This window comes from Streptomyces sp. NPDC043680, from assembly GCF_056436685.1.
This window is the reverse complement of the sequence record NZ_JBWKCE010000008.1, coordinates 170,991-196,146: the sequence shown is the minus strand read 5'-3', so window position 1 is coordinate 196,146 and position 25,156 is coordinate 170,991. Positions and strand designations below refer to the sequence as shown.

At 74.0% G+C, this 25,156-nt stretch carries 22 protein-coding genes, 1 pseudogene and 1 riboswitch; of the genes and pseudogenes, 12 read left to right on the top strand and 11 right to left on the bottom strand.

Annotated features, from left to right (window positions below; genetic code table 11):
- The first annotated feature begins 26 nt into the window (after positions 1–26).
- Together AC0666_RS18915 and AC0666_RS18910 are read left to right on the top strand one after the other, a co-directional pair.
- A complete protein-coding gene (locus AC0666_RS18915; RefSeq protein WP_478707958.1) occupies positions 27–608 on the top strand; it encodes a GNAT family N-acetyltransferase in 582 nt (193 codons plus the stop codon).
- Between the two features lie 89 nt (positions 609–697).
- Positions 698–2,665 carry a DUF5107 domain-containing protein gene (locus AC0666_RS18910; RefSeq protein ID WP_468968791.1) on the top strand — a complete coding sequence of 656 codons (1,968 nt, stop codon included), beginning with the start codon at positions 698–700 and terminating at the stop codon, positions 2,663–2,665.
- 15 nt (positions 2,666–2,680) lie between these two features.
- Here AC0666_RS18910 and AC0666_RS18905 read toward each other — a convergent pair whose 3' ends face one another.
- Positions 2,681–3,499, bottom strand: a complete 819-nt coding sequence (locus tag AC0666_RS18905; RefSeq protein ID WP_468968794.1) for a methyltransferase domain-containing protein — start codon at positions 3,497–3,499, stop codon at positions 2,681–2,683.
- A 189-nt stretch (positions 3,500–3,688) separates the two neighbouring features.
- On the opposite strand from AC0666_RS18905, the gene AC0666_RS18900 reads away from it, so the two are divergent.
- From AC0666_RS18900 to AC0666_RS18890, 3 genes are all read left to right on the top strand, one after another.
- Positions 3,689–4,261 (top strand): TIGR03086 family metal-binding protein, encoded by a 573-nt coding sequence (locus tag AC0666_RS18900; protein WP_478707957.1) that lies wholly within the window; start codon positions 3,689–3,691, stop codon positions 4,259–4,261.
- A gap of 145 nt (positions 4,262–4,406) precedes the next feature.
- A complete protein-coding gene (locus AC0666_RS18895; RefSeq protein ID WP_361711372.1) occupies positions 4,407–5,642 on the top strand; it encodes an aminotransferase class I/II-fold pyridoxal phosphate-dependent enzyme in 1,236 nt (411 codons plus the stop codon).
- A 29-nt stretch (positions 5,643–5,671) separates the two neighbouring features.
- The gene (locus tag AC0666_RS18890) at positions 5,672–6,781 is read left to right on the top strand and encodes an MBL fold metallo-hydrolase (protein WP_468968801.1); all 1,110 of its coding nucleotides are present in this window, start codon (positions 5,672–5,674) and stop codon (positions 6,779–6,781) included.
- Between the two features lie 6 nt (positions 6,782–6,787).
- Here AC0666_RS18890 and AC0666_RS18885 read toward each other — a convergent pair whose 3' ends face one another.
- Both AC0666_RS18885 and AC0666_RS18880 read right to left on the bottom strand, forming a co-directional pair.
- On the bottom strand, positions 6,788–7,411 hold the full coding sequence (locus tag AC0666_RS18885; RefSeq protein ID WP_478707956.1) for a DedA family protein: 624 nt from the start codon (positions 7,409–7,411) through the stop codon (positions 6,788–6,790).
- Positions 7,408–8,178 carry an MBL fold metallo-hydrolase gene (locus AC0666_RS18880; RefSeq protein WP_468968807.1) on the bottom strand — a complete coding sequence of 257 codons (771 nt, stop codon included), beginning with the start codon at positions 8,176–8,178 and terminating at the stop codon, positions 7,408–7,410. The genes AC0666_RS18885 and AC0666_RS18880 overlap by 4 nt, the downstream gene beginning before the upstream one ends.
- 126 nt (positions 8,179–8,304) lie before the next feature.
- Here AC0666_RS18880 and AC0666_RS18875 point away from each other — a divergent pair, with 126 nt between their 5' ends.
- The 4 genes from AC0666_RS18875 (at position 8,305) to AC0666_RS18860 (ending at position 12,923) form a co-directional block, all read left to right on the top strand.
- Complete coding sequence (locus AC0666_RS18875; protein WP_361711364.1) at positions 8,305–8,709, top strand: hypothetical protein; 405 nt, start codon at positions 8,305–8,307, stop codon at positions 8,707–8,709.
- A gap of 106 nt (positions 8,710–8,815) precedes the next feature.
- Positions 8,816–10,927, top strand: a complete 2,112-nt coding sequence (locus AC0666_RS18870; RefSeq protein ID WP_468968810.1) for a phage holin family protein — start codon at positions 8,816–8,818, stop codon at positions 10,925–10,927.
- 134 nt (positions 10,928–11,061) lie between these two features.
- A complete protein-coding gene (locus AC0666_RS18865) occupies positions 11,062–12,405 on the top strand; it encodes an amino acid permease (protein ID WP_478707997.1) in 1,344 nt (447 codons plus the stop codon).
- A gap of 74 nt (positions 12,406–12,479) precedes the next feature.
- Positions 12,480–12,923, top strand: a complete 444-nt coding sequence (locus tag AC0666_RS18860; RefSeq protein WP_468580943.1) for an SRPBCC family protein — start codon at positions 12,480–12,482, stop codon at positions 12,921–12,923.
- 197 nt (positions 12,924–13,120) lie between these two features.
- Here the strand turns inward: AC0666_RS18860 and AC0666_RS18855 are convergent, their stop codons facing one another.
- Together AC0666_RS18855 and AC0666_RS18850 are read right to left on the bottom strand one after the other, a co-directional pair.
- Positions 13,121–14,710 carry an RNA polymerase sigma factor gene (locus tag AC0666_RS18855; protein ID WP_468968816.1) on the bottom strand — a complete coding sequence of 530 codons (1,590 nt, stop codon included), beginning with the start codon at positions 14,708–14,710 and terminating at the stop codon, positions 13,121–13,123.
- A gap of 235 nt (positions 14,711–14,945) precedes the next feature.
- Positions 14,946–15,274: pseudogene (locus tag AC0666_RS18850) on the bottom strand (SAM-dependent methyltransferase); the annotation flags it as partial.
- Positions 15,275–15,387: 113 nt separating this feature from the next.
- Positions 15,388–15,481: riboswitch (ZMP/ZTP riboswitch) on the top strand.
- 28 nt (positions 15,482–15,509) lie between these two features.
- On the opposite strand from AC0666_RS18850, the gene AC0666_RS18845 reads away from it, so the two are divergent.
- Entirely contained in the window at positions 15,510–16,418 is a 909-nt protein-coding gene (locus AC0666_RS18845; protein WP_478707955.1) for a bifunctional 5,10-methylenetetrahydrofolate dehydrogenase/5,10-methenyltetrahydrofolate cyclohydrolase, read from the top strand.
- 78 nt (positions 16,419–16,496) lie between these two features.
- Here the strand turns inward: AC0666_RS18845 and AC0666_RS18840 are convergent, their stop codons facing one another.
- From AC0666_RS18840 to AC0666_RS18825, 4 genes are all read right to left on the bottom strand, one after another.
- The gene (locus tag AC0666_RS18840; RefSeq protein ID WP_468968822.1) at positions 16,497–17,687 is read right to left on the bottom strand and encodes an MAB_1171c family putative transporter; all 1,191 of its coding nucleotides are present in this window, start codon (positions 17,685–17,687) and stop codon (positions 16,497–16,499) included.
- Positions 17,684–19,150, bottom strand: coding sequence for an NAD(P)/FAD-dependent oxidoreductase (locus AC0666_RS18835; protein ID WP_468968825.1), 1,467 nt, complete (start codon positions 19,148–19,150; stop codon positions 17,684–17,686). Before AC0666_RS18835 ends, AC0666_RS18840 begins: the two co-directional genes overlap by 4 nt.
- 103 nt (positions 19,151–19,253) lie before the next feature.
- Positions 19,254–19,820, bottom strand: coding sequence for a toxin-antitoxin system, toxin component (locus AC0666_RS18830; RefSeq protein WP_478707954.1), 567 nt, complete (start codon positions 19,818–19,820; stop codon positions 19,254–19,256).
- Positions 19,817–20,884, bottom strand: coding sequence for a hypothetical protein (locus AC0666_RS18825; RefSeq protein WP_478707953.1), 1,068 nt, complete (start codon positions 20,882–20,884; stop codon positions 19,817–19,819). Before AC0666_RS18825 ends, AC0666_RS18830 begins: the two co-directional genes overlap by 4 nt.
- Positions 20,885–21,162: 278 nt before the next feature.
- Here AC0666_RS18825 and AC0666_RS18820 point away from each other — a divergent pair, with 278 nt between their 5' ends.
- The gene (locus tag AC0666_RS18820) at positions 21,163–21,591 is read left to right on the top strand and encodes a hypothetical protein (RefSeq protein ID WP_468968834.1); all 429 of its coding nucleotides are present in this window, start codon (positions 21,163–21,165) and stop codon (positions 21,589–21,591) included.
- On the opposite strand, the gene AC0666_RS18815 is transcribed toward AC0666_RS18820, so the two are convergent.
- The gene (locus AC0666_RS18815) at positions 21,577–22,371 is read right to left on the bottom strand and encodes a helix-turn-helix domain-containing protein (RefSeq protein WP_468968837.1); all 795 of its coding nucleotides are present in this window, start codon (positions 22,369–22,371) and stop codon (positions 21,577–21,579) included. The genes AC0666_RS18820 and AC0666_RS18815 overlap by 15 nt on opposite strands.
- Positions 22,372–22,404: 33 nt before the next feature.
- Positions 22,405–24,201, bottom strand: a complete 1,797-nt coding sequence (locus AC0666_RS18810) for a hydroxysqualene dehydroxylase (protein WP_468968840.1) — start codon at positions 24,199–24,201, stop codon at positions 22,405–22,407.
- Positions 24,202–24,382: 181 nt separating this feature from the next.
- Between AC0666_RS18810 and AC0666_RS18805 the strand changes: the two genes are divergently transcribed.
- Positions 24,383–24,688: a 4a-hydroxytetrahydrobiopterin dehydratase gene (locus AC0666_RS18805; protein ID WP_468968843.1), complete on the top strand. Its 306-nt coding sequence runs from the start codon at positions 24,383–24,385 to the stop codon at positions 24,686–24,688.
- The last annotated feature ends 468 nt before the right edge of the window (positions 24,689–25,156 follow it).

Sequence of the window (25,156 nt, the reverse complement as noted above, 5' to 3'; positions counted from 1 at the left end):
CCTGGCACACGTCCTAACCTGGCCGGATGTCATTTTCCACGTACCTCAGCGAGGGGCCCCGGATCGGCCTGCGCCCCTTCCGGCTCGCCGACGGCCCCGAGTTCACCGCCCGCGCCCGCGAGAGCCGGGCGCTCCACCGCCCGTGGCTGGCGCCGCCGACGACACCCGGGGAGTACGAGCCGTACGCCCGGCGACTGATCGAGGGCGAGGAGGACGGGGCCCGGGCGGGCTACCTGGTGTGCGAGCGGGAGACCGGTGCCATCGGCGGCTTCGTCAACATCAACAACATCGTCCGCGGCGCCTTCCAGTGCGGGGCGCTCGGCTACGGCGCGTTCGCGCACACCGCCGGGCGCGGGCTGATGCGGGAGGCGCTCGGGCTGGTGGTGGACCACGCCTTCGCCCCCGCCGACGAGGGGGGCCTCGCCCTGCACCGCCTGGAGGCCAACATCCAGCCGGGCAACGCGGCGTCCCTCGCACTGGTGCGCGGGGCGGGCTTCCGGCTGGAGGGCTTCTCCCCGGAGTTCCTCTACGTGGAAGGGGCCTGGCGGGACCACGAGCGCTGGGCCCTGACCGCCGGAACGCCGCGCCCGCGGCCGGGGCCCGCGTAGCGCTCCGGCCAGGGCTTTGCGTAATCCTGACCGGTGGTGATCTGCGGAACCCCTGTGCACCGGCCGCCGTGGCGTGTTCCATTTCCTGCATGGCCACCACCGTCCGCCGCGCCGTACTGACCCTGCCCGCCGCCCCCTTGGGGCCCGAGAACCCGCTCCCGGCCCTCCGCGCGCCCGCCGAGGCCCACACCCTGGACGAGCGGTCCCGCGAAGGCCTCCCGCGCGACATGGCACGGCAGATCGGCTACGAGCCGCTGCGGTCGCTGCTGCCCGTCCGGCTCCGGGACGGGTACCAGCGCCGGCGCCAGGAGCGCGACTTCGAAGCCATCGTCATCGAGAACGCGCACCTGCGGGCCACCGTCCTGCCCGGCCTCGGCGGCCGGGTGCACTCGCTGGTGCACGTCCCCACCGGACGCGAACTGCTGTACCGCAACCCGGTGTTCCAGCCGGCCAACTTCGCCCTGAACGGTGCCTGGTTCTCCGGCGGCATCGAGTGGAACATCGGCGCCACCGGCCACACCACCCTCTCCTGCGCCCCGCTGCACGCCGCGCTCGTCCCGGCTCCGGACGGGGGCGTCATGGTACGGCTGTGGGAATGGGAACGGCTGCGCGACCTGCCCTTCCAGGTGGACCTGTGGCTGCCGCAGGACGCGGAGTTCCTCTACGTGGGCGTCCGCGTGCGCAACCCGCACGAGCGGCCCGCGCCCGTCTACTGGTGGTCCAACACCGCCGTCCCGGAGGACCCCGGCACCCGGGTGCTCGCCCCCGCCGACGAGGCCTGGCACTTCGGGTACGAGCGGTCCCTGCGCCGGATCCCCGTCCCGCAGTGGGAGGGCGCCGACCGCACCTACCCGCTGGACAGCTCCTACCCGGCCGACTTCTTCTACGAGGTCCAGGACGGGGCCCGGCCGTGGATCGCCTCCCTGGACGCCGACGGGCGCGGTCTCGTCCAGACCTCCACGTCCCGGCTGCGCGGGCGCAAGCTGTTCGTGTGGGGCGCGGGCGAGGGCGGCCGGCGCTGGCAGGAGTGGCTGACGGAGCCCGGCACCGGCGGCTACGCGGAGATCCAGGCGGGACTGGCCCGCACCCAGCTGGAGCACGTACGGCTGGAGCCCGGGGCGGAGTTCAGCTGGCTGGAGGCGTACGGGCCGCTGACCGCGGATCCCGCGGCGGTGCACGGGCCCGACTGGGCGGCGGCCCGCGGCGAGGCGCTGCGGGCCCTGGACGCCGCGCTGCCGGGCGAGCTGGTCGAGGAGGCGTACAAGGCGTGGCGCGGAGCGGCCGACACCGAACCGGGGGAACGCCTGGCGGTGGGCTCGGGGTGGGGGGCGCTGGAGGTGCTGTGTGCGGGCCACAAGCTGCCCGGCACCCCCTTCGAGGAAGCCGTACTCGGCGAGGAGCAGGCGCCCTGGCTGGAGCTGTGGCGCACCGGGGTCTTCCCGGCCCCGCGACGGGTGGCGCCGCCGGGGCCGAGCCTGGTGGCCCCGCACTGGCGGGACATGCTGGAGACGGCCCCGGCGGAGCCGCTGACCGAATACCACCTGGGCGTGGCGCAGTGGCATGCCGGCGATGTGGCCCAGGCGGTCCGCAGCTGGGAGCGGGGCCTCGCGCTGGCGCCCTCGCGCTGGCCGCTGCTGCGCTGCCTGGCGGTGGCCGACCTGCTGGCGGGTGACCGGAACCGGGCGGCCGAGCGCTACGCGGAGGCCTTCGACGACCTGATGGCGGAGAGCCGGGGCGGTGATCCGTGGACGGCCGCCGAGTGCGCGCTGGGCGGGGAGGCGATGGCGGCCCTGCTGGCGGCGGGCCGCCTGCCCGCGGCGCGTTCGGTGTGGGAGCGGATGCGGCCGGCCCTGCGGGAGCAGGGCCGGTTCCGGCTGCTCGCCGCCCGGCTGCTCGCGGCGGAGGGCCATGTGGGCGCGGCCCGGCGGGTGTTCGAGGACGGCTTCGAGCTGCCGGACCTGCGGGAGGGGGACGAGATCCTCTCCGAGGTCTGGTCCCGCCTGACGGACCGCCCCCTCCCGCCGTCCTACGACTTCCGCATGCGCCCGCCCGGCTGACGCGCCGCCCCAGGATCAGGCGCGGCAGAGGATTTCGCCGTGCAGGACCGAGAACCAGGCGTCCGGGGCCGCGGCCCAGCGGTGCCAGGAGTCCGCGATCGCGGTCAGGTCCGCGGGGGTGGTGTGACCGCCCCCGGTCGCGATCGCCGCGTACGACGAGGCCGTCGTCCGGTCCGCCCACAGTGCCGACCACCAGGCGACCTCCTCCGGCTCGGCGAAGCACCAGGCCGTCGCCGAGGAGGCCACCTCGGTGAAGCCCGCCGCCCTCGCCCACGCGAGCAGGCGGCGGCCGGCGTCCGGTTCGCCGCCGTTGGCGCGGGCCACCCGCCGGTACAGGCCCAGCCACTCCTCCAGGCCCGGTTCGGCCGGGTACCAGGTCATCGCCGCGTAGTCCGCGTCCCGCGCGGCGACCACCCCGCCCGGCCGGCACACGCGCCGCATCTCGCGCAGTGCCTGCACCGGGTCACCGACGTGCTGGAGCACCTGGTGCGCGTGGACCACGTCGAAGGAGTCGTCCGGGAAGTCCAGCGCGTGGACATCGGCCGTGGCGAAGGAGACGGCGCCGGCCAGGCCCTGCTCCTTCACGTACGCCGAAGCCTGTTCCACCACGTCCCGCGCGGCGTCCACCGCCGTGACGTGTCCGCCCGGGGAGACCAGTTCCGCCAGGTCCGCCGTGATGGTGCCCGGTCCGCAGCCCACGTCCAGGACCGACATCCCGGGGCGCAGCTCACCGATCAGGTACGCCGCCGAGTTGGCGGCCGTGCGCCAGCGGTGGGAGCGCAGCACCGACTCGTGGTGGCCGTGCGTGTAGACGGCCTTCTCGTGGGGGCTCATGGACGGATCCTCCTCGTCGAAGCGTTGTGGCCACCGTAAAGGATCAGCTCGTCATATGAGATCCGCGTTTTGACATGTGGACAGAAGTCTTGCGGCCACAGGGGAGGCGCCAGGTCGGTGGCAGGGCGAAGCAGGGGCGAGGACAGTGGGCTGAAGAGGCATGACCCCCCTGCGGAGGACGGTGACCCCATGCCGGACACGCTGCTCGAAACGAACGCCGAGGCGCTGCGGCTCTTCGGCGAGCGCGTGCGCGCCGTCAAGGACGACCAATGGGGGGCACCCACCCCCTGCACCGAGTGGACCGTGCGGGACCTGGTCAACCACGTCACCGGCGAGCAGCTCTGGATCCCGCCGCTGGTCGGTGAGGGCCGCACCGTCGAGGAGGTGGGCGACCGCTTCTCCGGTGATGTGCTCGGCGACGATCCGGTCGCCTCCTGGGAGCGGGCCGCGGCCGCCGCGCAGGCGGCCTTCTCGGCGCCCGGCGCCCTGGACCGCACGGTCACGCTCTCCTACGGGCCCTCGCGCGGCGCGGCGTACTGCTCGGAGCTGACCGCCGACTGCGTCGTGCACACCTGGGACCTGTCCCGGGCGCTCGGAGTCGAGGAGCGGCTGCCGGACGGGCTGGTCGAGTTCTCCCTCAAGGAGGTCATGCCCTACGCGGACGGGCTCGCGGCGAGCGGGATGTACGCCGAGCCGCTGGAGGTGCCCGCGGGCGCCGACGCCCAGACGCGGCTGCTGGCCCTGCTGGGCAGATGGACCTGATCCCGCCGCCCTGCCCGGGCCGTTCCCGGCCGCGGGCGAGGGGCGGCGGGCGATAACAGGCGTACCGCCGGGAACAACCGTATAAAGGGCTTGCGGTAGGCGGAGCACACGGCGAGTCGGCGACGGACGGGAAGGGCAGGGCGAGGTGTCGGGCACGGAGGGGCTGCAGCGGACGGCGGAGGGCCGCGGTCCGGTCCGGTACGGGCCGCTCGCGCCCCAGCCGGGCCTGCCCGTCCTGCCCGAGCTCACTGCCGTGATCGCCGCGGCCGCCGAGCGTTCCGCCCCCGAACCCCCGGGCGGCGGGGAGCCGGTACGCGCCGCCGCCTGCCGGCACTGGGAGCGGCGCGGCCTCGCCACCGAACCGGAGCACGTGGCCGCCGGACCCGGAGCACCCGCCGTCCTGCTCGCGCTGCTCGGCGCGTTCGGCGGCGACGTGATGCTCCCGCGGCCCTGCCCCGCCTGGTGGACCCCCCAGGTCCGGCTGCTGGGCCGGCGGGCCTACCACGTGCCGACCCCCGCCGAGTGCGGGGGCGTACCGGATCCGTACGCCCTGTTGGAGACCGTACGGCGGGTGCGCGCCGAGGGCGGGGACCCGCGGGTCCTGCTGCTCTCGGTCGCCGACGACCCCACCGCGACCGTGCCCCCGCCCGAGCTGCTGCGCGAGGCGTGCGAGGCCGCCGCGTCCGCAGGGCTGTTCGTCGTCAGCGACGAAAGCTGGCGCGACACCGTCCACCGGCCGCACGAGACCCTGGTGCTCAGCCCCGCCGAGATGCTCCCTGACGACGCCGCCGTCCTCCTCGACCTGTCCGGCGCACTGCTGCCGGCGGGCTGGCCCGCCGCCGTGGTCCGCTTCCCCGGCACCCCGCGCGGAACGTGGCTCCAGGCCCGCACCCTCGACATGCTCACCGCGACGGGCGCGATGGTGGCGGGCCCGGTCGCCGGCGCGGCCGCGCACGCCCTCGACGAGCCCGACGCCGTCTCCGGCCGCGCCCGGGCGGCCGCCGCGCTGCACGGGGCGGTCGCCGCCGCCGCGCACCGCCGGGTCCTGGCCGTCGGCGCGCTCGCCCTGCCCCCGCAGGCGGGCCGCCACCTGTACGCCGACCTGACCCCGCTGCGGGAGGGACTGGCCGGCCACGGGGTCCGCGACGCGATGGAACTGGAGGACTACCTCGGCGGCAGGCTCGGCGTACCCACACCCGGCGGCCAGCGGTTCGCCGACGAACTCGGTGCGTTGCGGGTCCGGTTGTCGACGGGGCCGCTGCTGGGTGCCACCCCCGAGGAGCGGCTCGCCGCGCTCACCGCGCGCGATCCCCTCGCACTGGACCACGTGCGGGGCGCCCTGGACCGCCTCGGATCGGTCCTGGCCGGGCTCGCCTCCTGAAACGACCTGCGGTGAAGGGAGACTTCGCGATGAGCGACCGGACTGACGCCCCGCCGGCCGACCCGCCGGGCGGCCGCGCGGCAGCGGTACGGACCGCCGTCCCCCCGGCCGCGCCGTCCGCACCCGCGCCGTCCGCACCTGCGCCACCACCTCCCGCACCGGCCACCGCACCGCGCCCGCTCGGCGAACTCCGCCGCTGGCCCGCCTCCTTCGCGGACCGGCTCACCACCCCGCTGCCCGGCGTCCGCGCCTTCGCCCGGCTGGCCCGCGAAGGCGCCTTCCGGCCAGGCCCCGAGGGCCTGCGCGGGATCCCCGACCTGCCGTACGCGCCCGGTCCGCTCCCTACCGTGGCCGCCGGCCGCATCGGAGCGACCTGGGCGGGCCACGCCAGCTGGGTGCTGCGGGTCGGCGGGCTGACCGTCCTCACCGACCCGGTCTGGTCCCGGCGGATCCTGGGAACCCCCGCCCGGATGACGCCCGTCGGCGTGCGCTGGGAGGAGCTGCCGCCGGTGGACGCGGTGGTGATCAGCCACAACCACTACGACCACCTCGACGCCCCCACCCTCAGGCGGCTGCCCCGGCACACCGCGCTCTTCGTCCCGGCGGGCCTCGCCCGCTGGTGCCGCCGCCGCGGCTTCACCCGGGTCACGGAGCTCGACTGGTGGGAGTCGGCCGAACTGGGCGGCGTACGCTTCGAGTTCGTACCGGCGCACCACTGGTCGAAGCGGTCCCTGATCGACACCTGCCGGACGCTGTGGGGCGGCTGGGTCCTCACCGACGTCCGCGCCGCCGGCGGGCCGGAACCGAGGAAGGTCTACTTCGCCGGCGACACGGGGTACGGCCACTGGTTCGGGCAGATCGGCCGGCGGCATCCGGGCATCGACCTGGCGCTGCTGCCGATCGGGGCCTACGCGCCCCGGTGGTGGCTGAGCGATGTCCACGCCGACCCGGAAGAGGCCGTACAGGCCTGTCGGGACGTCGGGGCGCGGCGGATGGCGCCCATGCACTGGGGCACGTTCGTCCTGTCGGCCGAGCCGGTGACGGAGCCGCTGGAGCGGGTACGGGCGGCCTGGTCCCGCGCCGGGCTCGCCCGCGAGGACCTGTGGGACCTGCCCATCGGCGCCTCCCGCACCTGCTGAGGGGGATCACGGCCGGACGCGGCGCCACAGCGCCGGACCCGCGCTGACCAGCAGCGCCAGGCCCACCGCCAGGGCCACGCCCTTCCACGGCTCGGAGAACAGCGAGCCGCCGAGGATGCCGATCAGCCCGTACGTCGCCGCCCACGCCAGGCACGCCGGTGCGTCGCCGCGGGCGAAGCGGCGCAGCGGGAGCTTCGCCAGCAGGCAGGCGAGTATCACCGGCACCCGGCCCGCCGGAACCAGCCGCGAGAGCACCAGCACCAGCACCCCGTGCCGCTCCAGCTTCGCCTGCGCCTGCGCGAGCCGCTCCGGGGTCGCCCGGCCGCGCAGTCCCTCCAGCCACCGCGAGCCGCCGCGGAAACGCACCCCGCGCATGCCCAGCCAGTACAGCGCCACGTCGCCGGTGAAGGCGGCCAGGGCGGACACCCCGAACACGAGCAACACCCCGAGGGGCAGCGGCTGCTGGTGGAAGGCCACCACCGCCGCCGAACTCACCAGCGCCCCCGTCGGGATCACCGGCACCAGCGCCCCCAGCGCCACCAGCACGAACAACGCCGGGTAGCCGACCGCCTGCCCGGTGGTCTCCGGCGGCACCTGACCGGCTGCCGCCACCACGGCGTGCCAGCTCACGGAAGCCGTACCCGTTCGCCGTGGTCCGGGACGCGGACGGCCACCTTCGGCGCGAGCTGCCCCGCCCGGCGCTCGAACTCGGCGCCCGGCGCATGGAATTCGTGCGGCCGCACCGCGTCCATCCCGATCGGCCAGTACGTCCCGTAGTGCACCGGCACCGCCGCGGCCGGCGCCAGCGCGGCCACCGCCTGCGCCGCCCGGCCCGCGTCCAGGTGCCCGGGCCCCAGGTAGGGGCCCCAGCCGCCCACCGGCAGCAGCGCCACGTCCACCGGGCCGACCTCCTGCGCCATCGTGTCGAACCACCCGGTGTCCCCGGCGAAGTACGTGCGCGCAGCCCCCTGCACCACGTACCCGAGCGCCGGCGCGAGCCGGGGCCCGAACGGCAGCCGCCGCCCGTCGTGACGCGCGCGCACCGCCCGTACCCGTACGCCCTCCCGTACGCCGACCTCGTCACCCGCGGTCACCTCCGTCACCGCCAGCCCGCGCGCCCCCGCCACCCGGACGAGCCCCGGCACGGCCCGGCGCGCCCCGCGCGGCACCAGCAGCCGGGTCCCGGGCGCCAGCCGCGTCAGCGACGGCAGATGCAGATGGTCCGCATGCAGATGCGACACCAGGACCACGTCCGCCTCCGCGGCCTCCAGCGGGGGCACCTTTCCGCGCCGCCGCCGCAGATGCGCCAGGCGCCGGGCGAACAGCGGGTCCGTCAGCAGCCGGACGCCGGAGTCCTCGACCGTGCACGTGGCGTGCCCCCACCAGGTGATCTCCACCGCACCCGGCCTCCTCCCGCTCCCCGTGCTCACGGTCGAGCCTAGATCCTGCCCCGCTCGGGAGCCCCGAACCGGAGGGGTCCGCCCCCTCCTCGCGGGCGGCCGATCGGAGTAGGGTCGGGCGGCATGGATGAGCTGCGCGTGGCCGCGATCGCCAGCCTGGCCCCGCTTGAGGATCTGGACGCCGACCCGTTCGCCGTGGACACCCGGAGCCAGCACGCCATGTGCGCGCGCTGGGCCGCCGACCGGGGCTACGTGGTGACGCGGGAACTGCTCTTCTACGGGCTGCGTGCCGACCACTGCGGCATCTGGTGCGACGTCGACTCCGGGCAGATCGACCTGTTCGTCGCCCCCAACCAGCGGGTCCTCGCGCGCGCCCTGCGCTCCGTCGAGGAGTTCACCGCCGAGTGCAGGCGCCGCGGCGTACGGCTGGAGACCGCCGGACTCGACGAGCCGCGGTACACCTCCGCGATGAAGGCCGAGGTCCACCGGCGGCTGTCCATGCCGACCGCCGGCTACGACGGGACATGACCCCCGCGCGCCCTCCCGCCCGACGCCCCACGAGGCGGCGGGGACCGGGTGTGCGGCGCGGGCCCGCGGGCATCTTCCCGGTGGGAAGACACGAGGCGGGTACGGCGTGCGGCGAGGACGGTGGCGGACCACGGGCAGCGCCCTGGCACGGGTGATCGTCGTCTGGGCGGTGTCCACCCTCACCCTCCTCGCACTGGCCGGACTCCTCCCGGACTTCCGGCTGCGCTCCGGCGACGACGACAGCCTCACGCAGATCGGGCTGACCGCGGCCTGGGGGGCGGGGGCCTTCGGCCTGTTGAGCGCCCTCGTATGGCCGCTGCTGGTGCGGGCCCTGCTGCTGGTGCCCGCCCTGGTGCTCGGCCTGCTGGTCTTCTTCCTCAACGGGTCGCTGCTGCTGATCGCGCTCAGTCTGATCCCCTCCGGGGGCGGGGAGGCGGCACCGGAGACCGCCGTCGTGGTGGCCGCGGTGATGTCCGCCGTCGCGTCGGCGACCTCGACGGCGCTCGCGGTGCGCGACGACGGGGCGTACCGGCGCAGGCTCTACCGGCTCGCCGCCCGCCGCCGCGGAAGGGGCGGCCGCGGCGGGCCCGGCACGGCCGCGCCCGGCGTGCTCATGCTCCAGCTGGACGGTGTCGGGTACGAGGCGCTGCGCCACGCCGCGGGCAGCGGGGTGATGCCCACCGTGGCCGGCTGGCTCGGGGGCAGCCACCGCCTCACCTCCTGGCGCACCGACTGGTCCAGCCAGACCGGAGCCAGCCAGCTCGGCATCCTGCACGGCTCCGCCTTCGACGTGCCGGCGTTCCGCTGGTACGAGAAGGACACCGGCGAGGTGGTGGTCTGCAACCGGCCGACCAGTGCCGCCGAGCTCCAGCGGCGTGCGATCGCCCGCACCGGGGACGGCGGACTGCTCACACTGGACGGGGCCGGACGCGGCAACCTGTTCAGCGGCGGCGCCGACCAGCTGGCGCTGGTGCTGTCGGTGTCGGCGCGGCGGGGCCGGGCGAACCGGTCCCGCGCGGGCTATTTCGCCTACTTCTCCGATCCGGCCAACGCCGTCCGGACCGCGCTGTCCTTCGTCGCGGAGGTGGTGCGGGAGGTCGGGCAGTCGTTGCGGGCGCGGCTGCGGGCGGAGCAGCCGAGGGTGGCGCGGGGCGGGCTGTACCCGCTGATCCGGGCCTTCGCCACGGTGGTCGAGCGGGACGTCGTCGTCGCGGCGGTGATCGGCGACATGCTGGCGGGACGTACGGCGATCTACGCCGACCTGGTCGGCTACGACGAGGTCGCCCACCACTCGGGGCCCCGCAGCCGGGACACCGACCAGGTGCTGGCCCGTATCGACCGCAGCCTCGCGCTCCTGGCCCGGGTCGCCGAGCACGCGCCGCGGGAGTACCGGATCGTGCTGCTGTCGGACCACGGCCAGAGCCCGGGGGAGACCTTCCTCGCCCGGTACGGGCTGACCCTGAAGGACCTGGTCCGGGCGGGCTGCGGGCTGCCGGTCTCCCGCCGGGCGCGCCGCACGCACAGTGGCGCCGAGGCCCGCGCCGCCGTCCTCGCCGCGCTCCACCGGCCGGTGGAGGAGGGGGAGCAGGCCCACCCGGTTCGGGGACCGGACCCGGTGGTGCTGGCCTCCGGGAACCTCGGACTGATCTCCTTCCCGGACGTCCCGGGCCGGGCCACCCGCGAGCAGATCGAGCAGGCGCACCCGGCTCTGCTGGCGACCCTGGCCAACCACCCGGGGGTGGGATTCCTGCTGGTGGACGGGGAGGTACTGGGGCCCGGCGGGGCCGTGGCCCGGCTGGACGAGCCGGGCACGGCGGAGGAACTGCTGGCGCCGTTCGGGCCGGGGGCGGTGGAGGCCGTCCGGCGGACCGACGGCTTCCCGCACGTGGCGGACATCATGGTGAACTCCGCGTACGACCCGCTCACGGGGACGGTGCACGCCTTCGAGGAGCAGATCGGCTCGCACGGCGGGCTGGGCGGGGAGCAGGGGCACGCCTTCCTGATGTGGCCGACGGTCCTGTCGCCTCCCTGCGCGGACGGCGCGGACGGCGGAGACGGCGGGGAGCTGGTCGGTGCGGAGGCGGTGCACCGGGTGCTGCGGCGCTGGCTGCGGGAGGGCGACGGCCCGCAGGTGCCGCTGCAGGATCCACGGCCGGAAGCCGCATCGAGCGGAGTCTTTCCGTCCGCAACCGTGCCCGGGCAGGACGAAAACCGCTGATTTGGCGCGGGTTTGTGCGTGGCCGACGATATGTCGACCTGTCCGGCATGTGAAACACCCGAGGCGTACCACCCGTGAGCACCACCCTGCACGCCCCCTCCCCGACTGCGGCCGCGACGACGGCCGGGAAGACGATCGAGGAGGCGGCCGCCGAGGCAGCGGGCCCGCACGCCCGGCGTTTCGGCCTCCCCGTCGCGACCTGCCTGGTCATGGGCAACATCATCGGCGGAGGGATCTTCGTGCTGCCCGCCTCGGTCGCACCGTTCGGCACGATCAGCCTGCTCGCGTTCGGGGTGCTCACCGTCGGGGCGATCGCCCTCGCCCTGGTCTTCGGCCGGCTCGCCGAACGCCTCCCGCAGACCGGCGGCCCCTACGTGTACGCCCGCGCCGCGTTCGGCGACTTCGCCGGCTTCCTCGCGGCCTGGAGCTACTGGATCACCACCTGGGTCTCCAACGCCGCCCTCGCGGTCGCGGCGGTCGGCTACCTGGCCGTGCTCTTCCCGGCCGTCGGGCAGCACAAGGCGGCGATGTGCCTGGCCGCGCTCACCGTCCAGTGGCTCCCCGCGCTGGCCAACCTGGCCGGCACCCGGTACGTGGGCGCGGTCCAACTGGTCTCCACCGTGCTGAAGTTCGCCCCGCTGCTGCTGGTGGCCGTGGGCGGCCTCTTCTTCTTCGACCCGGCGAACCTCGGCCCCTTCCGGGCCACCGGCCAGAGCCCGGTCGGCGCGGTCTCCGCCTGCGCGGCGATCCTGCTCTTCAGCTACCTCGGCGTGGAGTCGGCCGCCGTCAGCGCGGGCGAGGTCCGCGACCCGGCCCGCAACGTCGGCCGGGCCACCGTCCTCGGCACGGCCGGGGCGGCCCTCGTCTACCTGCTCGGCACCCTCGCCGTCTTCGGCCTGGTCGCCCACGACCGGCTGGTCGCCTCGCAGGCCCCGTTCACCGACGCCGTGAACGCCATGTTCGGCGGAACCTGGGGCGGCACCCTGGTGGCCTGCGCCGCGGTCGTCTCGATGGTCGGCGCGCTCAACGGCTGGACCCTGCTCAGTGCGCAGACCCCGTACGCCGCCGCCAAGGACGGGCTCTTCCCGAAGGTCTTCGAGAACAGGAAGCGGGGCGTTCCCGTGGCCGGCGTGCTCGTCACCGCCGCCTTGGCCTCCGGCCTGACCGTCTACAACTACGCCGTGGGCGCGGACGGCGTCTTCGAGGTCCTCGTCCTGGTCACCACCTTCACGGCGACCGTCCCGTACCTGCTCTCCACCGCCGCGCAGGTCTACTTCCTGCTGTCCGGGCAGTCCGTGCGCGTCCACCGCGGCCGACTGCTGCGCGACGGGATCCTCGCCGTCCTCGCCTTCGGCTTCTCGATGTGGCTGGTGGCGGGCTCGGGTTACGCGGCCGTCTACCAGGGCGTGCTGTTCCTGTTCGCAGGCGTCCTCGGCTACGCCGCGATGTCCGCGCGCAGGCAGCGCGCTGCCGCCTGACCTGCGGAGTAGCGTGGGATCCGGGCACAGACAGGGAGCAGACGGGGAGTAGCAGGGGGCAGTAAGGGGTCGCCATGTCCGCGATCAGACAGAGCATCGACATCGCGCGCCGTCCCGAAGAGGTCTACACCTACATCACGGATTTCGCGCACCTGCCGGAGTGGCAGGCGAGCGCGCTCTCCGCCCGCCCGCTCGACGACGCACCGCCGCACGTGGGACAGCGCGTCGCCGTCACACGCCGGATGGGCAGGCGGGACCTCCCGATGACCATGGAGGTCGTGGAGCTGGACCCACCGCGGAGCTGGCACCTCCACGGAGTCGACGGCCCCGTACGCGGCGATGTGCGCGGGACCATCGAACCGCTCGACGACGGCAGGCGCTCGCGCGTCACCCTGGCCCTCGACTTCGAGGGGCACGGCATCGGCAGGGTCCTCGCCCCCTTGGTGGTCAAGCCGTTCGCCCGCAAGGAGATGCCGCGCAGCGAGGAGAAGCTCAAGCACCTCCTCGAACACGCCTAGTGCTGTGGCCGGGAAGGTTTGCCGGGTCGCGTTGTCCGGTGCGGTGCATTGCAAGGCGGAGGCCCGCGGCTCGTACTGGACGTACTTGCGCGGTCCGACAACGCAGCGAGGTGCCGTGCCGGGCGGCGCGACCGGTGGACCTTTCCGGTCACAGCACTAGACACCGGCGGGCCGGCCTTTCGGCCGGCCCGGCGGGCTCAGTCCAGGTAGTCGCGCAGGACCTGCGAACGCGACGGGTGGCGCAGCTTCGACATCGTCTTGGACTCGATCTGGCGGATCCGCTCACGGGTGACCCCGTACACGCGGCCGATCTCGTCCAGGGTCTTCGGCTGGCCGTCGTTGAGGCCGTACCGCATGGAGACCACGCCCGCCTCGCGCTCGGAGAGCGTGCCCAGGATCGACTGGAGCTGCTCCTGGAGGAAGGTGAAGGAGACCGCGTCGGCCGGGACGACCGCCTCGGAGTCCTCGATGAGGTCACCGAACTCGCTGTCGCCCTCCTCACCCAGCGGGGTGTGCAGGGAGATCGGCTCACGGCCGTACTTCTGGACCTCGATGACCTTCTCGGGGGTCATGTCGAGCTCCTTGCCCAGCTCCTCCGGAGTGGGCTCCCGGCCGAGGTCCTGGAGCATCTGGCGCTGCACGCGGGCGAGCTTGTTGATGATCTCGACCATGTGCACGGGGATGCGGATGGTGCGCGACTGGTCGGCCATGGCACGCGTGATCGCCTGCCGGATCCACCAGGTCGCGTACGTGGAGAACTTGAAGCCCTTGGTGTAGTCGAACTTCTCCACGGCGCGGATCAGGCCGACGTTGCCCTCCTGGATCAGGTCCAGGAAGAGCATGCCGCGGCCGGTGTAGCGCTTGGCCAGGGAGACCACGAGGCGGAGGTTGGCCTCCAGCAGGTGGTTCTTGGCGCGTCGGCCGTCCTCGACCAGGATCTCCAGCTCGCGACGGTAGGCGGGCTTGTGGTCCTCCTCCTCTTCGAGCTTGTACTCGGAGAAGAGTCCGGCCTCGATCCGCTTGGCGAGCTCGACCTCCTGCTCGGCGTTGAGCAGCGGCACCTTGCCGATCAGCTTCAGGTAGTCCTTGACGGGGTCGGCGGTGGCACCGGCCACCATGACCGTCTGCGCCGGGGCGTCGTCCTCGTCGTCGTCGGACAGGACGAAGCCCTGGGCGCCGCCCGCCTTGGGCGCTTCCTCCTCGACGTCGTCGACGAGGTCCTCGGCGGCCCAGTCCTCGCCCTCGATGACCGGGGTCTCGCCCTCGTCGGCGTCCTTGGCGGTGGTCTTCTTGGCCGCGGCGGTCTTCTTGACCGCGGTCTTCTTCGCGGCGGTCTTCTTGACCGCCCGCTTCTTCGGCTCGGCGGCGGCCTCGGCCGTCACCTCTTCCGCGGCGGGCGCGGTCGCCGCAGCGGGTATCGCCGCCGCGGCGGAGGGGGCCGTGGCGGCGGCCGAGGCCTTGCGCGCGCCGATGGGGCGCGGCGCGGCGGCCGCCTTCTTGGTCACGGTGCGGGCAGGCGCAGCGGCCGCCTTGCGGGGCTTCTTGGCGGCAGCCTTCGTGGCGGGCGCGGCGCTGACGTGCAGCGCGACACCCTCCTCGTCCAGGACCTGGTTCAGGCTGCGCAGGACCCGCTTCCACTGGTCCACCGGGATGCGGCCGGCCTCGAAGGCCTGGCGCACGTCGTCACCGTTGATGTGACCCTGCTCGCGGCCGCGCTCGACGAGCGCGACGAGGGCCTCCGATTCGGCGATCTCCGGAGGGAACGTACGGGACGGGCTGAGCGACACAAGGAGCCTCTCGTTGCGAACAGATAGGGAGTGGGCGGGACATCATCGCGCGGACTCGGGAAAACAGACCCGGGGGGGTCTGTATTCCGGGGCCGCGCGAGGACACCTGTCGGTTCATCGCATGCCCGAGTCGATTCGTTACGCGCTGAATTGAGTGACCTGCGCCACGCTGTGGGCGGGCAACCGATCCGCCGTGGATCCGTCCGCGCCCCTTCCGCCCCTTCCGTCGGCCCGTTTTGCGGGCTTCTATGAGGAAACGGGCGGTGTGCGCCACGAACGAGCCTTCGCGTTCGATCCGTTCGTGGAGCTCTCGCAGCCGGTCCCGGTACTGCCCGACCGTGAAGCCGGGCACCATCCAGATCACCTTCCGGAGAAAGTAGATCACGGCTCCGATGCCGTGAACTCCGTACGCAGTCTTTCGGCGCGCAAATCCACCACTTCCAGGCCCGCCTTCCCGGCTCCGGCGACCGCGTCGTCCGGGCGCCGGGCGCGCCGCGCCTGCTCCGGCTGCGGCCCGAGAAAGTACTCGACCAGCTCGAAGACGCTCGTCGGCCCGACCTGGGTGCGTGTCATGGCCCCATCGTCCCAGCGGGAGCGCCGGTGATCCACCGGTTTGACCGCTTGTGGGTGGTCTCCCCGTCTTCCCCGGTGGACCGGCCGCCACGTCGATTACAGTGGGACCGGGCCGTGACTGGCGTTCGGGTGGATCACCACCGGGGAGCGGCCCGGCGCACCCCCGTGCGTCGACTGCCGCGCGCCTGGGCGAACCGCGATCCCGCAGCGACGCTCAGGAGACCCCATGACGACTGCCCCGTCCGTTCCGCAGGGCCCGACCGGTGAGCAGGCGCAGACCGCCCGGCTCATGGACGGCACCGCCCTCGCCCGCCGCATCTCGGAGCAGACCGCGGCCTACGCGGCGAAGCTCACCGAGCGCACCGGCACCGCGCCCTGCCTCGCGACCGTGCTGGTCGGCGAGGACCCCGCATCCGTCACGTACGTCCGCATGAAGCAGAACCGCTGTGCCAAGGCCGGGATCACCTCCCGCCACGTGGAGCTCCCCGCGGAGACCACCACCGAGGAGCTCGTCGCCGCGATCACCGCTCTCTCCGAGGACCCGGAGATCAGCGGCATCCTCCTCCAGCACCCCGTCCCGCACCACATCGACGAGCGCGCCGCCTTCGAGGCCATCGCCCCGGGCAAGGACGTCGACGGGGTCACCATGCACTCCTTCGCCGCCATGGGCTTCGGACTGCCGGGCTTCGTCTCCTGCACGCCCGGCGGCATCATGCGCCTGCTCGCCGAGTACGACGTCGACCTGACCGGCAAGCACGCCGTCGTGGTCGGCCGCAGCGCGATCCTCGGCAAGCCGGCCGGCATGCTGCTGCTGGAGCAGAACGCCACCGTCACCTACTGCCACTCCCGCACCCGGGACCTCCCCTCGATCGTGCGCCAGGCCGATGTGCTGGTCGCCGCCGTCGGCAAGGCCGAGTTCATCCGGGGCGAGGACATCAAGCCGGGCGCGGTGGTCCTGGACGCCGGTTACAACGAGGGCAACGTCGGCGACGTCCACTTCGAGTCGGCCGCCGCCCGGGCCTCGCTGATCACCCCGGTCCCCGGCGGTGTCGGCCCGATGACCATCGCCGTGCTCCTGGAGCAGACCGTGCAGGCGGCCGCCGCCCAGGCCGGCCTGGCGCTCGCCGAGCTCTGACACCGGGGCACACCGTCCCGCGGCACGCCCCGCGCCCCGGACCCGCCGGCCCGGGGCGCCGCCGTGCCGGGCCCCTGCCTACGGGCGGCCGCAGACGTCCCGGCGGGCGGCCGCCACGATCGGGGACCGGCGGAACTCCCACGCCAGCGCCGCCAGCGGCCGTGAGTCCAGGCGGTGCGGATCGGGAGGGCCCTGGGTGGCGGCGGCCCCCTCCCGGGCCGCCGCCAGATCCGCGACCTCCCGGCGCCGGCACGCCGCCGCCAGCATCGCCGCGTCGGCGACGATCGCGGCCCGCTGCTCGCCGAGGCCTTCCTCCCGCGCGGCCTCGTACGCGGCGCACCGCACGGCGGGGTCGAACCAGCTCGCCAGGGCCAGGATCCCGTCGTCGATCACCGATTCCCGGTGGATCAGCCGGATGCCGACCGGTGACCACCAGGTGAGCGGCACGGTCTGCGCGCTGGACGCCGCGAACCCGCGCAGCGCCTTCCACAGCGGGTACAGCCGCCGGTACCGGCTGAAGTCGCGCCAGGCCGCCGACCCGCCGATCAGCGGCACGATGAACCCGCTCCCCAGCAGCAGGGCCGCCGCGGCGCCGAGCGGCGGAGCCACGTAGGTGGACAGGTCGTCCCAGTCGCGGCCGCTCCAGCGGGCGCCCACCGCGGCCCATTTCGCGACCAGGAAGCCCACGTCCAGCGCCCCGCCGAGCATGACCAGCGCCAGCCCGGTGCGCAGCGGGCGCATCGAGGGGGACACCCGGCGCATCCACGTCCAGCACAGCAGGGTGAGCGTCGTGCTGCCCACGGTGTGCGCGAGGAGGTAGCAGGCGATCATCTCGCGCAGCCACGGGGTGTTGGCGTAGTACGTGTCCAGGTCGCGCACCCGCTCCACCGGCGCGTCCCCCATGGCGAAGAGCGAGACGATCAGCACCGCGACGGCGCCGTACGCGGCGATGGTCAGGCGCGTGGCCCGGCGCACGCCGGGGGTGGGGCGGCTGCCCCAGTGCAGGATCAGCACGATGCAGGCGCCCGAGAACGCGGTGAGCATGCTGTACACCAGTGGGGCCGAGAAGTTGACGATGCCGGTCAGCTTGTTGACCGCGACGATCGTCGGCGGCGCCGCGAGGAACATCACCAGGGTGCCGACCGCCAGCAGCGTGCAGACGGCGCGGACGGTGGGCTGCCCCCAACTGCGGCGCAGCGTCGGCGCCTTGACCAGCAGGGCCACGCCGATCACCACCCCCGGCACGTACAGGATGAGGCTGTCGCTCATCGGGCCTGGCCGACGGGGCCCACCGGTCCCACAGGGTCGGCGGGCTCGACCGCCTCCGCGGCGGCGTCCCGGTCGAGTCCCGCGACGGCCCGCTCGGCGGCGGTCAGCGGAGCCGCCTTCAGCGCCCCCCGGTCCGAGGCCCGCAGCACGTCCCACACCACGGACGGGCGGACCCAGTAGGTGGGGGAGCTGTTCATGGTGATCACCTGCAGCAGGGCGCGGGCCAGGGTCGGGCGGGTGGTGGCCCCGGTCATCAGCCGGTCGACGTACGCGGTGAGCAGTCCGGCGCCGGCCCGCGGCTTCATGCCGGTGGCGCCCGGGTAGAGGATGTCCTGCGAGGTGGCGAGGTCCCAGGCCGTGGACACCAGGGGGGCGAGCGCGCGCTGCGCCTCGCGGCCGATGGCCGGGTGGGCGAGCCCCTTGGCGCGCAGCAGGGCGCGTACGGCCAGCAGGCCTTGAGCTGCGACCGTCATGCCCTGCCCGTACAGCGGGTTGAAGGTGGCGACCGAGTCGCCTACCGCGAAGAAGCCGTCGGGCAGGTCGGCCTTCTCGAAGTAGAGCCGCCGGTTGGCGGTGCCCTGGGTGACGGTGACGTCCGTCAAGGGCTTGCGGTGTTCCAGGAGTTCGCCGACGATCGGGTCGCGGACGCCCTTCGCGAACGGGACGAAGGCATCGGGGTCGGAGGTGGGCTGGCCGCCGCGGGTGCCGGACAGCGTGGCCTGCCACTGCCCGTTCTCGATCGGCACGATCGTCGCCGTCTGCCCGGGTACGGGCACGCGCGGGTCGGACTGCACGTTGATGATCGGGAAGCCCATCGCGTGCGACCCGGCGGGTGCCTCGAAGACACGGGTCGCGTAGACCAGGCCGGAATCCACCTCGGCCTGCCGGATGCCGCTCAGGCCGAGCTCCTGGAGCCAGATCCGGGCCCGGGAGCCGCGCCCGCTCGCGTCGACCACCAGGTCCGCGGAGACCAGCCGGCCCTTCTCCTGCGGGGTGTCGACCCGTACGCCGGTGACCCGGTCGGCCGTGCCCTCCAGGGAGCGGACCCTGGCCTGCTGGAGGGTGCTCACGCCCTGCAGGCCGACCACACGGGCCCGGACCACCGAGTCGAGGAGGTCGCGGCTGCACGAGATGTTGAACTGCATTTCCCGGTGCCGCGGCAGCCAGCCCTGGGCGGTCTTCGTGACCAGATCGGTGGGCAGGCTGCGGCGCATCGCCCCCGCGGCCGTCCATTCCTCGGTGATGCCCGGCAGGATCGCCTCGATGGCGCGCGCCCCGCCCGACCACAGGAGGTGGACGTGCCGGGCCTGGGGCAGCCCGCGCCGCGGCTCCGGTCCCTCGGGCAGCGTGTCCGCGTCGATGACCGTGACCGTGGCGTGTTCCGCGAGGACGGCCGCCGCGAGCAGACCGGCCAGACTGCCGCCGATGACGACGGCATGGCGGGGCGGGGAAGACTGGTTCATCGTGAGGCGCTCTCTGTCAGGGCCGTGCTCGGCGCAGCGGCGGAGGAGGTGCTGGGCGGGGGAAGCAGGGACCAGGTGCCGGGGTGGCTTCACCGGTCTGCGCTCAACGTCCCCAGCCGAAGGAGGTCTTGATGCGTTCGATCGCCTCGGGGAACTGTTCTTCGCAGGGCGCCGGCAGGAAGGTCTTGAGGATCTTGCCGAGGTACAGTCCGAAGGTCTCGGCCTGGATCTCCGCCGGGTCCTCACCGGCGGCGCGGGCGGCCGCCTGCCGGACCACGCCGCCCAGGCCGGCGTCCTCGCCCAGCAGCCGTCCGAGGTCTCCGCCGGGGCCGGTCAGCCGGGCGGCCACGGCGGGTCCCGGTCCGTGGCGGTCGCAGGTGCCTTCCTCCACGTGCCATAACTCGTGGCAGGCGATGACGAGCTGGTGCTCGGGCCGGGTGTGCTCCTCGATGACGAGCAGGTCGCGGTCCGCCATCTGGAGCCACAGCCCGCTGGCCGTGTCGGGCGGGAACCCGGCGAACCGGAACGTCACCGGCCGCTGCCCGCCGCGCCGGCGGCCGTACGCGGCGCACAGCCCCGCGATGATCTCGCCGGCCTCGGCGGGCCGTGTCAGGCGCGCGTCCGCCAGCAGATCCTCGCCGAGCTTCCGCATGGTCCGTGTGGTCCTCATCGCGCTCCCCCCTCGGCAGCCAGTTCCCACTCGCGCACGGCGCGCGCCGGCTCCCCCCGGCCGGCGGGCGGACGTCCGAGCTGGCCCTCGCGGGCCAGCAGGTCGTCCAGATGGTCGGCCAGCGACTTCCAGCCCGCGGGCGAGAGGCGGCCGGCCCGCGTGACGATGCTGCGTACGTCGTGCGCGCGTAACACCGCGAGCATCGGGTTCTCCGCGTCCCGCTCGGCGGCTTCGAGCTCGCGTTCGATGCAGGTGAGCGCGCAGCCGACCGCCTCGGCGTCGTCGGCCAGCAGGAAGCCGCTCTCGACGCCGTAGAAGCGCTGGATACCGGCGGCGGCGGCGAGATTGGGCAGCCCCTCGCCGCGGACCAGGCGGGTCAGCGACTGCCCGGACGCGTCGAAGGACTGGGCGATGGCGGCGAGCGAGTGGGCCTGGCCGTCCTCGCGCGGGCGGGTGCGGCGCAGGTGCTCGAACCGCTGGCGGACCTGTTCCTTCAGCGGCAGCAGCGGCGGCCTGCCGTCGAGGGTGAGCCGGATCGCCTGCGGGGACATGCCCGTGAGGTACGAGAGGTGCTCCAGGTCGTCCGCACTGCCGGAGCCGGAGCCGGAGCCGGATCCGGAGCCGGAGGTGCCCGAGGCGGTGGCGAGGGCCCGTTCCACCGCGCTCTTGCTGTCCGCGAGCAGGAAACCGGCGTACACCCCGAAGAACCGCTGCACCCCCGCGGCATGGCCCAGCCGGGGCAGGCCGGTGCCCGCGTTGAGCGGGCCCAGCGAGGCGCCCGGCGCGTCGAACTCCTCGGCGATGGCGGCCAGTGACCACTCCCGGCCGTGTTTGTCGCGCCGGGTGGCGCGCAACCGCAGGAACCGCCGGTGCACCCGCGGGCACAGGCCCTCCTCGGGCGCCGTCCCGGCCACCACCCCGGGAATGAGGGCGGGTTCCACGCCGGAGAGGTGGCTCAGCCGCACCGGATCCAGCACGTCGGCCGGATCCCGGCCGCCCCGCTCCGCCAGCGCCGCGACACGGCCCCAGGCCGCGGCGAGGTCGGTTCGTGCGGCGGCTGGCACCGTGATGTCTCCACTGTCGAGAGGACGTTCGAGCGTTGCGGGCTGCGTGAAGCCTAGCCTCCCGCCTCGCGGCGGCACAGAAGAACCCCAACGTTTCTTGCGTCACGGGTCAAAGAAGGTTGGGTGCTCCGCCGGCCCGCGATCGGCATGACCTCACAGGTAATCGACCCGGTCGCGGGCCGGCGGCACAGTGGGGGCAGCGGGTTCCGGAGCCGCGCACTCGGTTCCGGGACCCGGCTCATCTCACCGCAATCCACCTCGACGGAGGCTGATCCGCCATGTCCGCAACCCTGCTCGGCAGCATCGCCCGCACCACCGCGCCGCAGGCCGCGCTGCGTCGCTTCCTCGCCCTCGACGCCGTGGTCACCACCGGGAACGGCCTCGCGTACGTCGCCTTCTCCGCGCCGCTCGGCCGCTTCCTCGGAGTCGGCCCGGCCACCCTGTTCGAACTGGGCCTGTTTCTGGTCCTCTTCGGCGCGGGCGTCGGCCGGCTGGCCTCGCGCCGCCGTCCTCCGGTCCTCCCGGTGCGGTGCGTGATCGGGGCCAACTACGCCTGGGCGGCCCTCAGCCTGGTCTCCCTGCTCCTGTGGAGCGCCCCCACCACGGCCGGGCTCGTGTGGATCCCGGTGCAGGCGGTCACCGTCGCCCTCTTCGGGTCGTGCCAGCAGCTCGCGCTGCGCACGGCCGCGGAGTCAGGGGCCCAGTGAGCGCAGGAACTTCGCCGTCGCCGGATCGGCCGGGAGGAAGGTCTCGATGGCCAGCTCGGCGACGGTCACGTCCATCGGCGTGTTGAAGGTGGCGATGGACGACACGAAGGAGAGCAGCCGGCCCGCGTGCTCGATGACCAGCGGGAGCGCGATGTAGGGGACGGCTTCGTCCGGCTCGGCGTCGCCCGGCAGGTCGGGAACCGGAAAGGCCGCGACCTCCTCGTACAGCGCCCGCAGCGGAGCGGAGCGGGCCAGGGCGATCTGGCGCTCCATCTGGGCCAGCAGGTGCCCGCGCCACTCCTTCAGATTGCGGATCCTCGGCGCAAGGCCCTCGGGGTGCAGGGTGATCCGCATGGCGTTGAGCGGCGGAGCCAGCAGGTGCTCCGGCAGGCCGTCCAGCAGCATGGCGATGCCCCGGTTGGCGGCGACGACGTGGTAGGTGGCGTCCACGACCAGCGCCGGGTAGGGCTCGTAGCCGGTCAGCAGGCGCTCCAGCCCCTCGCGCAGCGTCCCCATCGCCGGGTCGTCCAGCGGGGTCTGCGCGTAGTGCGGGGCGTAACCCGCGGCCAGCAACAGCGCGTTGCGTTCCCGGACGGGTACGTCCAGCCGGTCCGCGAGCCGCAGCACCATCTCCTCGCTGGGCCGGGACCGACCGGTCTCGATGAAGCTGATGTGACGCGAGGAGGAGTCGGCGCGGCCCGCCAACTCCAGCTGGCTGATGCCGCGCCGCTCCCGCCACGTGCGGAGCAGGGCGCCTACCGTGGGCGTCGTGGTGGTCATGCCCGCGACGGTAGTCGAGGGTGTCGGCCCAGGTCAGCCCACGTCGAAGACATTGCGCAGACCGAGACGGTAGCGCCACTGGTCGTGCCGCCTGAACGATTCCAGCTCCGGGGCCCGGTACATGGGCGCGACCAGGCACCGCGGCGCCGGGGAACCCTCCCGGTCCAGCAGGGAGTTGACGGCCGCACGGGCGGAGGCGTTGGCGCCCTCCATCGTCGCCAGGTCGATGTCCACGGCGACGTAGTCCCCGCTGAGGAAGAAGTTCGGGATGCGGGTGCCCGCGCTCGGCCGGTTGTGGAAGGTGCCCGTCGGGTGGATCAGCAGTTGGTCCTGATTGGTCGGGTCGGGGGTGCCGAGACCGTCCACGCCCGGGTCCAGGAACCAGGAGTGCAGGGCGCTGTCCTTCAGGAGCGTCTTTCCGGTGTCGTTGAGCGAGGCCTTCAGCTGCGCCCACACCTCCCGGGCGACCTCCTCACGGGTGCACTGCTTGGCCGTCTTCCCGTACAGGATCCCCGGCTTGTCCCAGTCCGAGATGTCCACGGACAGGCAGTCCACCGCCACCCCGTCGCCGTAGTCGGCGGGGAAGTCCCGGGCGGGCCAGTGCTCTGCCTGCTGGATCGCCGTCAACGACCAGGGCGAGTCGATGCAGTTGAGATGGCCGTGGACGAGCGGGGCGCGCTCGGTGAGATAGAACTGGATGCCCGTCATCCAGTCGGTCTCCAGCCGGTCGCAGCGCCCCAGCATCGGGTCGGCGACCCGCAGCGCGGCGCTCCAGGTGCGGCGGGCGTGCTCGACGGGCAGCGCGGACACGTAGTGGTCGGCGGTCACGGTCTGCCGGGCACCCGCCGGGTCCAGGACCGCGACCCCGGTCACCCGGCCGGCCCCGTACTGGACCTCCTGTACGGTCCAGCCGATCCTGAACTCCACGCCGAGCGTGCGCAGATGGGCCTCCCAGGGGTCGATCCACGCCTCGTTGGTGGGCAGGTTGAGGATCCGGTCCGGCGGCCCGTCGGCGCCGCGCCCCAGCGCGTTGAAGACGAAGGCCTCGCCGAGGGCGCCGACCGTACGGGTGGAGGCCTCCTCCGCCTTGGTCGCGACGATGTTGCGGGTGATGCCGACCGCGAGGATGCGCTGGTACTCGTTCGACATCCGGGCGGCGCGTACGAAGTCCCACCAGGGGGTGTGCTCCCACACCTCGGTGCGGCGCTCGTCGCAGCTGGTGAGGAAGACCAGCACGCGGTCGACGAAGTACGCGGTCTCGTGCAGGGGCAGCCGCACCAGGGACTGGAGGATGCCCGTGAGGGCGCGGCGGATCTCGTCCGGCGTGAGGACGGCCGTCGACTGGCCGGGCCAGGGGATCGGGGCGCGCAGGTCCTCGCGGCCCGCGGCCCGGGCGAACATCATCTCGGGCGGCGCCACCAGGTTGTCCCAGACGCCGTGGGCATTGCCGGGGAAGGGGATGCGCCGCATGGTGTCGGGCAGGTTGTGGTAGATCCCCGGGATGAAGCGGAAGCCGTGCTCGGCGGGCAGCGGGCGCCGTCCGCCGCGGGCGCTGCCGGGGACGTCCATGCTGCGGGCCTTGCCGCCCAGGGCGCGGCGCTCGTACACCGTGACGGCGAAGCCGCGTTCGGCCAGCTCGTGGGCCGCGGTAAGCCCGGCGACCCCGCCGCCCAGGACGGCGACCCGGCGCCCGTTCGGCGGGGCGGCCGGGGCCCCGGGCCGGTCCTGGGCGTGGGCAGAGGAGGGCAGCGCGCCGGAGGCCGCCACAGCCCCGGCGGTGGCCGCGGCCCCCGCGAGGAAGGTGCGCCTGGAACTGCCTGTGCGCGTCATGAAGAGGCCCCCTTGAGGTCCATTACCGGCGGTAACAGTCATGTCCGGCGCAGGAGCATAGGGGCGCCGCCCTGGGCCCGGAAGGCGCGGAACTACCCGCACGCACTATGGCGCGAAAGCTTCCCTCCGGCGCGCGCTGTGGGAGCCTTGACACCACGTCACGGGGAAAAGGAGCCGGCGCATGCCGAATGAACCGCTTTCGCAGAAGGAGATCGAGGACCGGTTGCGGGAACTGCCCGGCTGGTCATTCGAAGACGACCGGATCGTCCGCACCTACCGGCTGGGCACGCACTTCGCGGCCAGCGCTCTCATCGCCCACATCGCCTCCGTCCAGGAGGAGTTGAACCACCACTCGGACCTGACCCTCGGCTACAACACGGTCCGGCTGTCGGTGAACACGCACAGCGCCGGGGACACGGTGACGGAGGCCGACTTCGCGCTCGCCGAGCGCGTGGAGGCCCTCGCCCCCGCCCACGGCGCGAGCTGACGCCGCCCACCGGACCCCTGCTCGGCCACGACGCCACCCGCGGGCCGAGGCCGCCGCACAGGCGGTCCTCGCCCTGCTCCCCCCCACCGCGGGCACCCTCCTCGACCTCGGGTGCGGGACGGGCACGTCACCACGGCATGGCCACCGTGGCGGCGTGCCGCGGGGTCCCTATGGTGCTCGCCTCCGGGACCCGGTCGCTGGACGCCGCATACGGCGCGGGCAGCGGCATCGACGCGTTGCCCGCACCCGCCTCACCGTCTTGCCCGCCGACGCGGCCGGCACCGTGTCGGCGGCGTGCGCGGCCGAGGCGCTGCTCGCGGGACGGTACGCCTCCCGGGTCAGCCCGCGCGGGAGCCGGCAGAGGGCCGGCGCTGCCGACCGACCCGGGCGCCCCGAGGGCGGAGCCCGCGTACCGGATCCCCGGTTGCGTACGCGGCTGACGGTCCCGGGCCGGTAGCCGACTTCGGG

Bases quoted from the DNA above. Each gene is read 5' to 3' on its own strand.
- AC0666_RS18840 (WP_468968822.1), bottom strand. From the start codon at position 17,687: ATGAGCGACAGCCTCATCCTGTACGTGCCGGGGGTGGTGATCGGCGTG.
- AC0666_RS18805 (WP_468968843.1), top strand. From the start codon at position 24,383: ATGCCGAATGAACCGCTTTCGCAGAAGGAGATCGAGGACCGGTTGCGG.
- AC0666_RS18835 (WP_468968825.1), bottom strand. From the start codon at position 19,150: ATGAACCAGTCTTCCCCGCCCCGCCATGCCGTCGTCATCGGCGGCAGT.
- AC0666_RS18860 (WP_468580943.1), top strand. From the start codon at position 12,480: ATGTCCGCGATCAGACAGAGCATCGACATCGCGCGCCGTCCCGAAGAG.
- AC0666_RS18810 (WP_468968840.1), bottom strand. From the start codon at position 24,201: ATGACGCGCACAGGCAGTTCCAGGCGCACCTTCCTCGCGGGGGCCGCG.
- AC0666_RS18910 (WP_468968791.1), top strand. From the start codon at position 698: ATGGCCACCACCGTCCGCCGCGCCGTACTGACCCTGCCCGCCGCCCCC.
- AC0666_RS18845 (WP_478707955.1), top strand. From the start codon at position 15,510: ATGACGACTGCCCCGTCCGTTCCGCAGGGCCCGACCGGTGAGCAGGCG.
- AC0666_RS18820 (WP_468968834.1), top strand. From the start codon at position 21,163: ATGTCCGCAACCCTGCTCGGCAGCATCGCCCGCACCACCGCGCCGCAG.
- AC0666_RS18875 (WP_361711364.1), top strand. From the start codon at position 8,305: ATGGATGAGCTGCGCGTGGCCGCGATCGCCAGCCTGGCCCCGCTTGAG.
- AC0666_RS18905 (WP_468968794.1), bottom strand. From the start codon at position 3,499: ATGAGCCCCCACGAGAAGGCCGTCTACACGCACGGCCACCACGAGTCG.
- AC0666_RS18830 (WP_478707954.1), bottom strand. From the start codon at position 19,820: ATGAGGACCACACGGACCATGCGGAAGCTCGGCGAGGATCTGCTGGCG.
- AC0666_RS18815 (WP_468968837.1), bottom strand. From the start codon at position 22,371: ATGACCACCACGACGCCCACGGTAGGCGCCCTGCTCCGCACGTGGCGG.
- AC0666_RS18890 (WP_468968801.1), top strand. From the start codon at position 5,672: ATGAGCGACCGGACTGACGCCCCGCCGGCCGACCCGCCGGGCGGCCGC.
- AC0666_RS18915 (WP_478707958.1), top strand. From the start codon at position 27: ATGTCATTTTCCACGTACCTCAGCGAGGGGCCCCGGATCGGCCTGCGC.
- AC0666_RS18900 (WP_478707957.1), top strand. From the start codon at position 3,689: ATGCCGGACACGCTGCTCGAAACGAACGCCGAGGCGCTGCGGCTCTTC.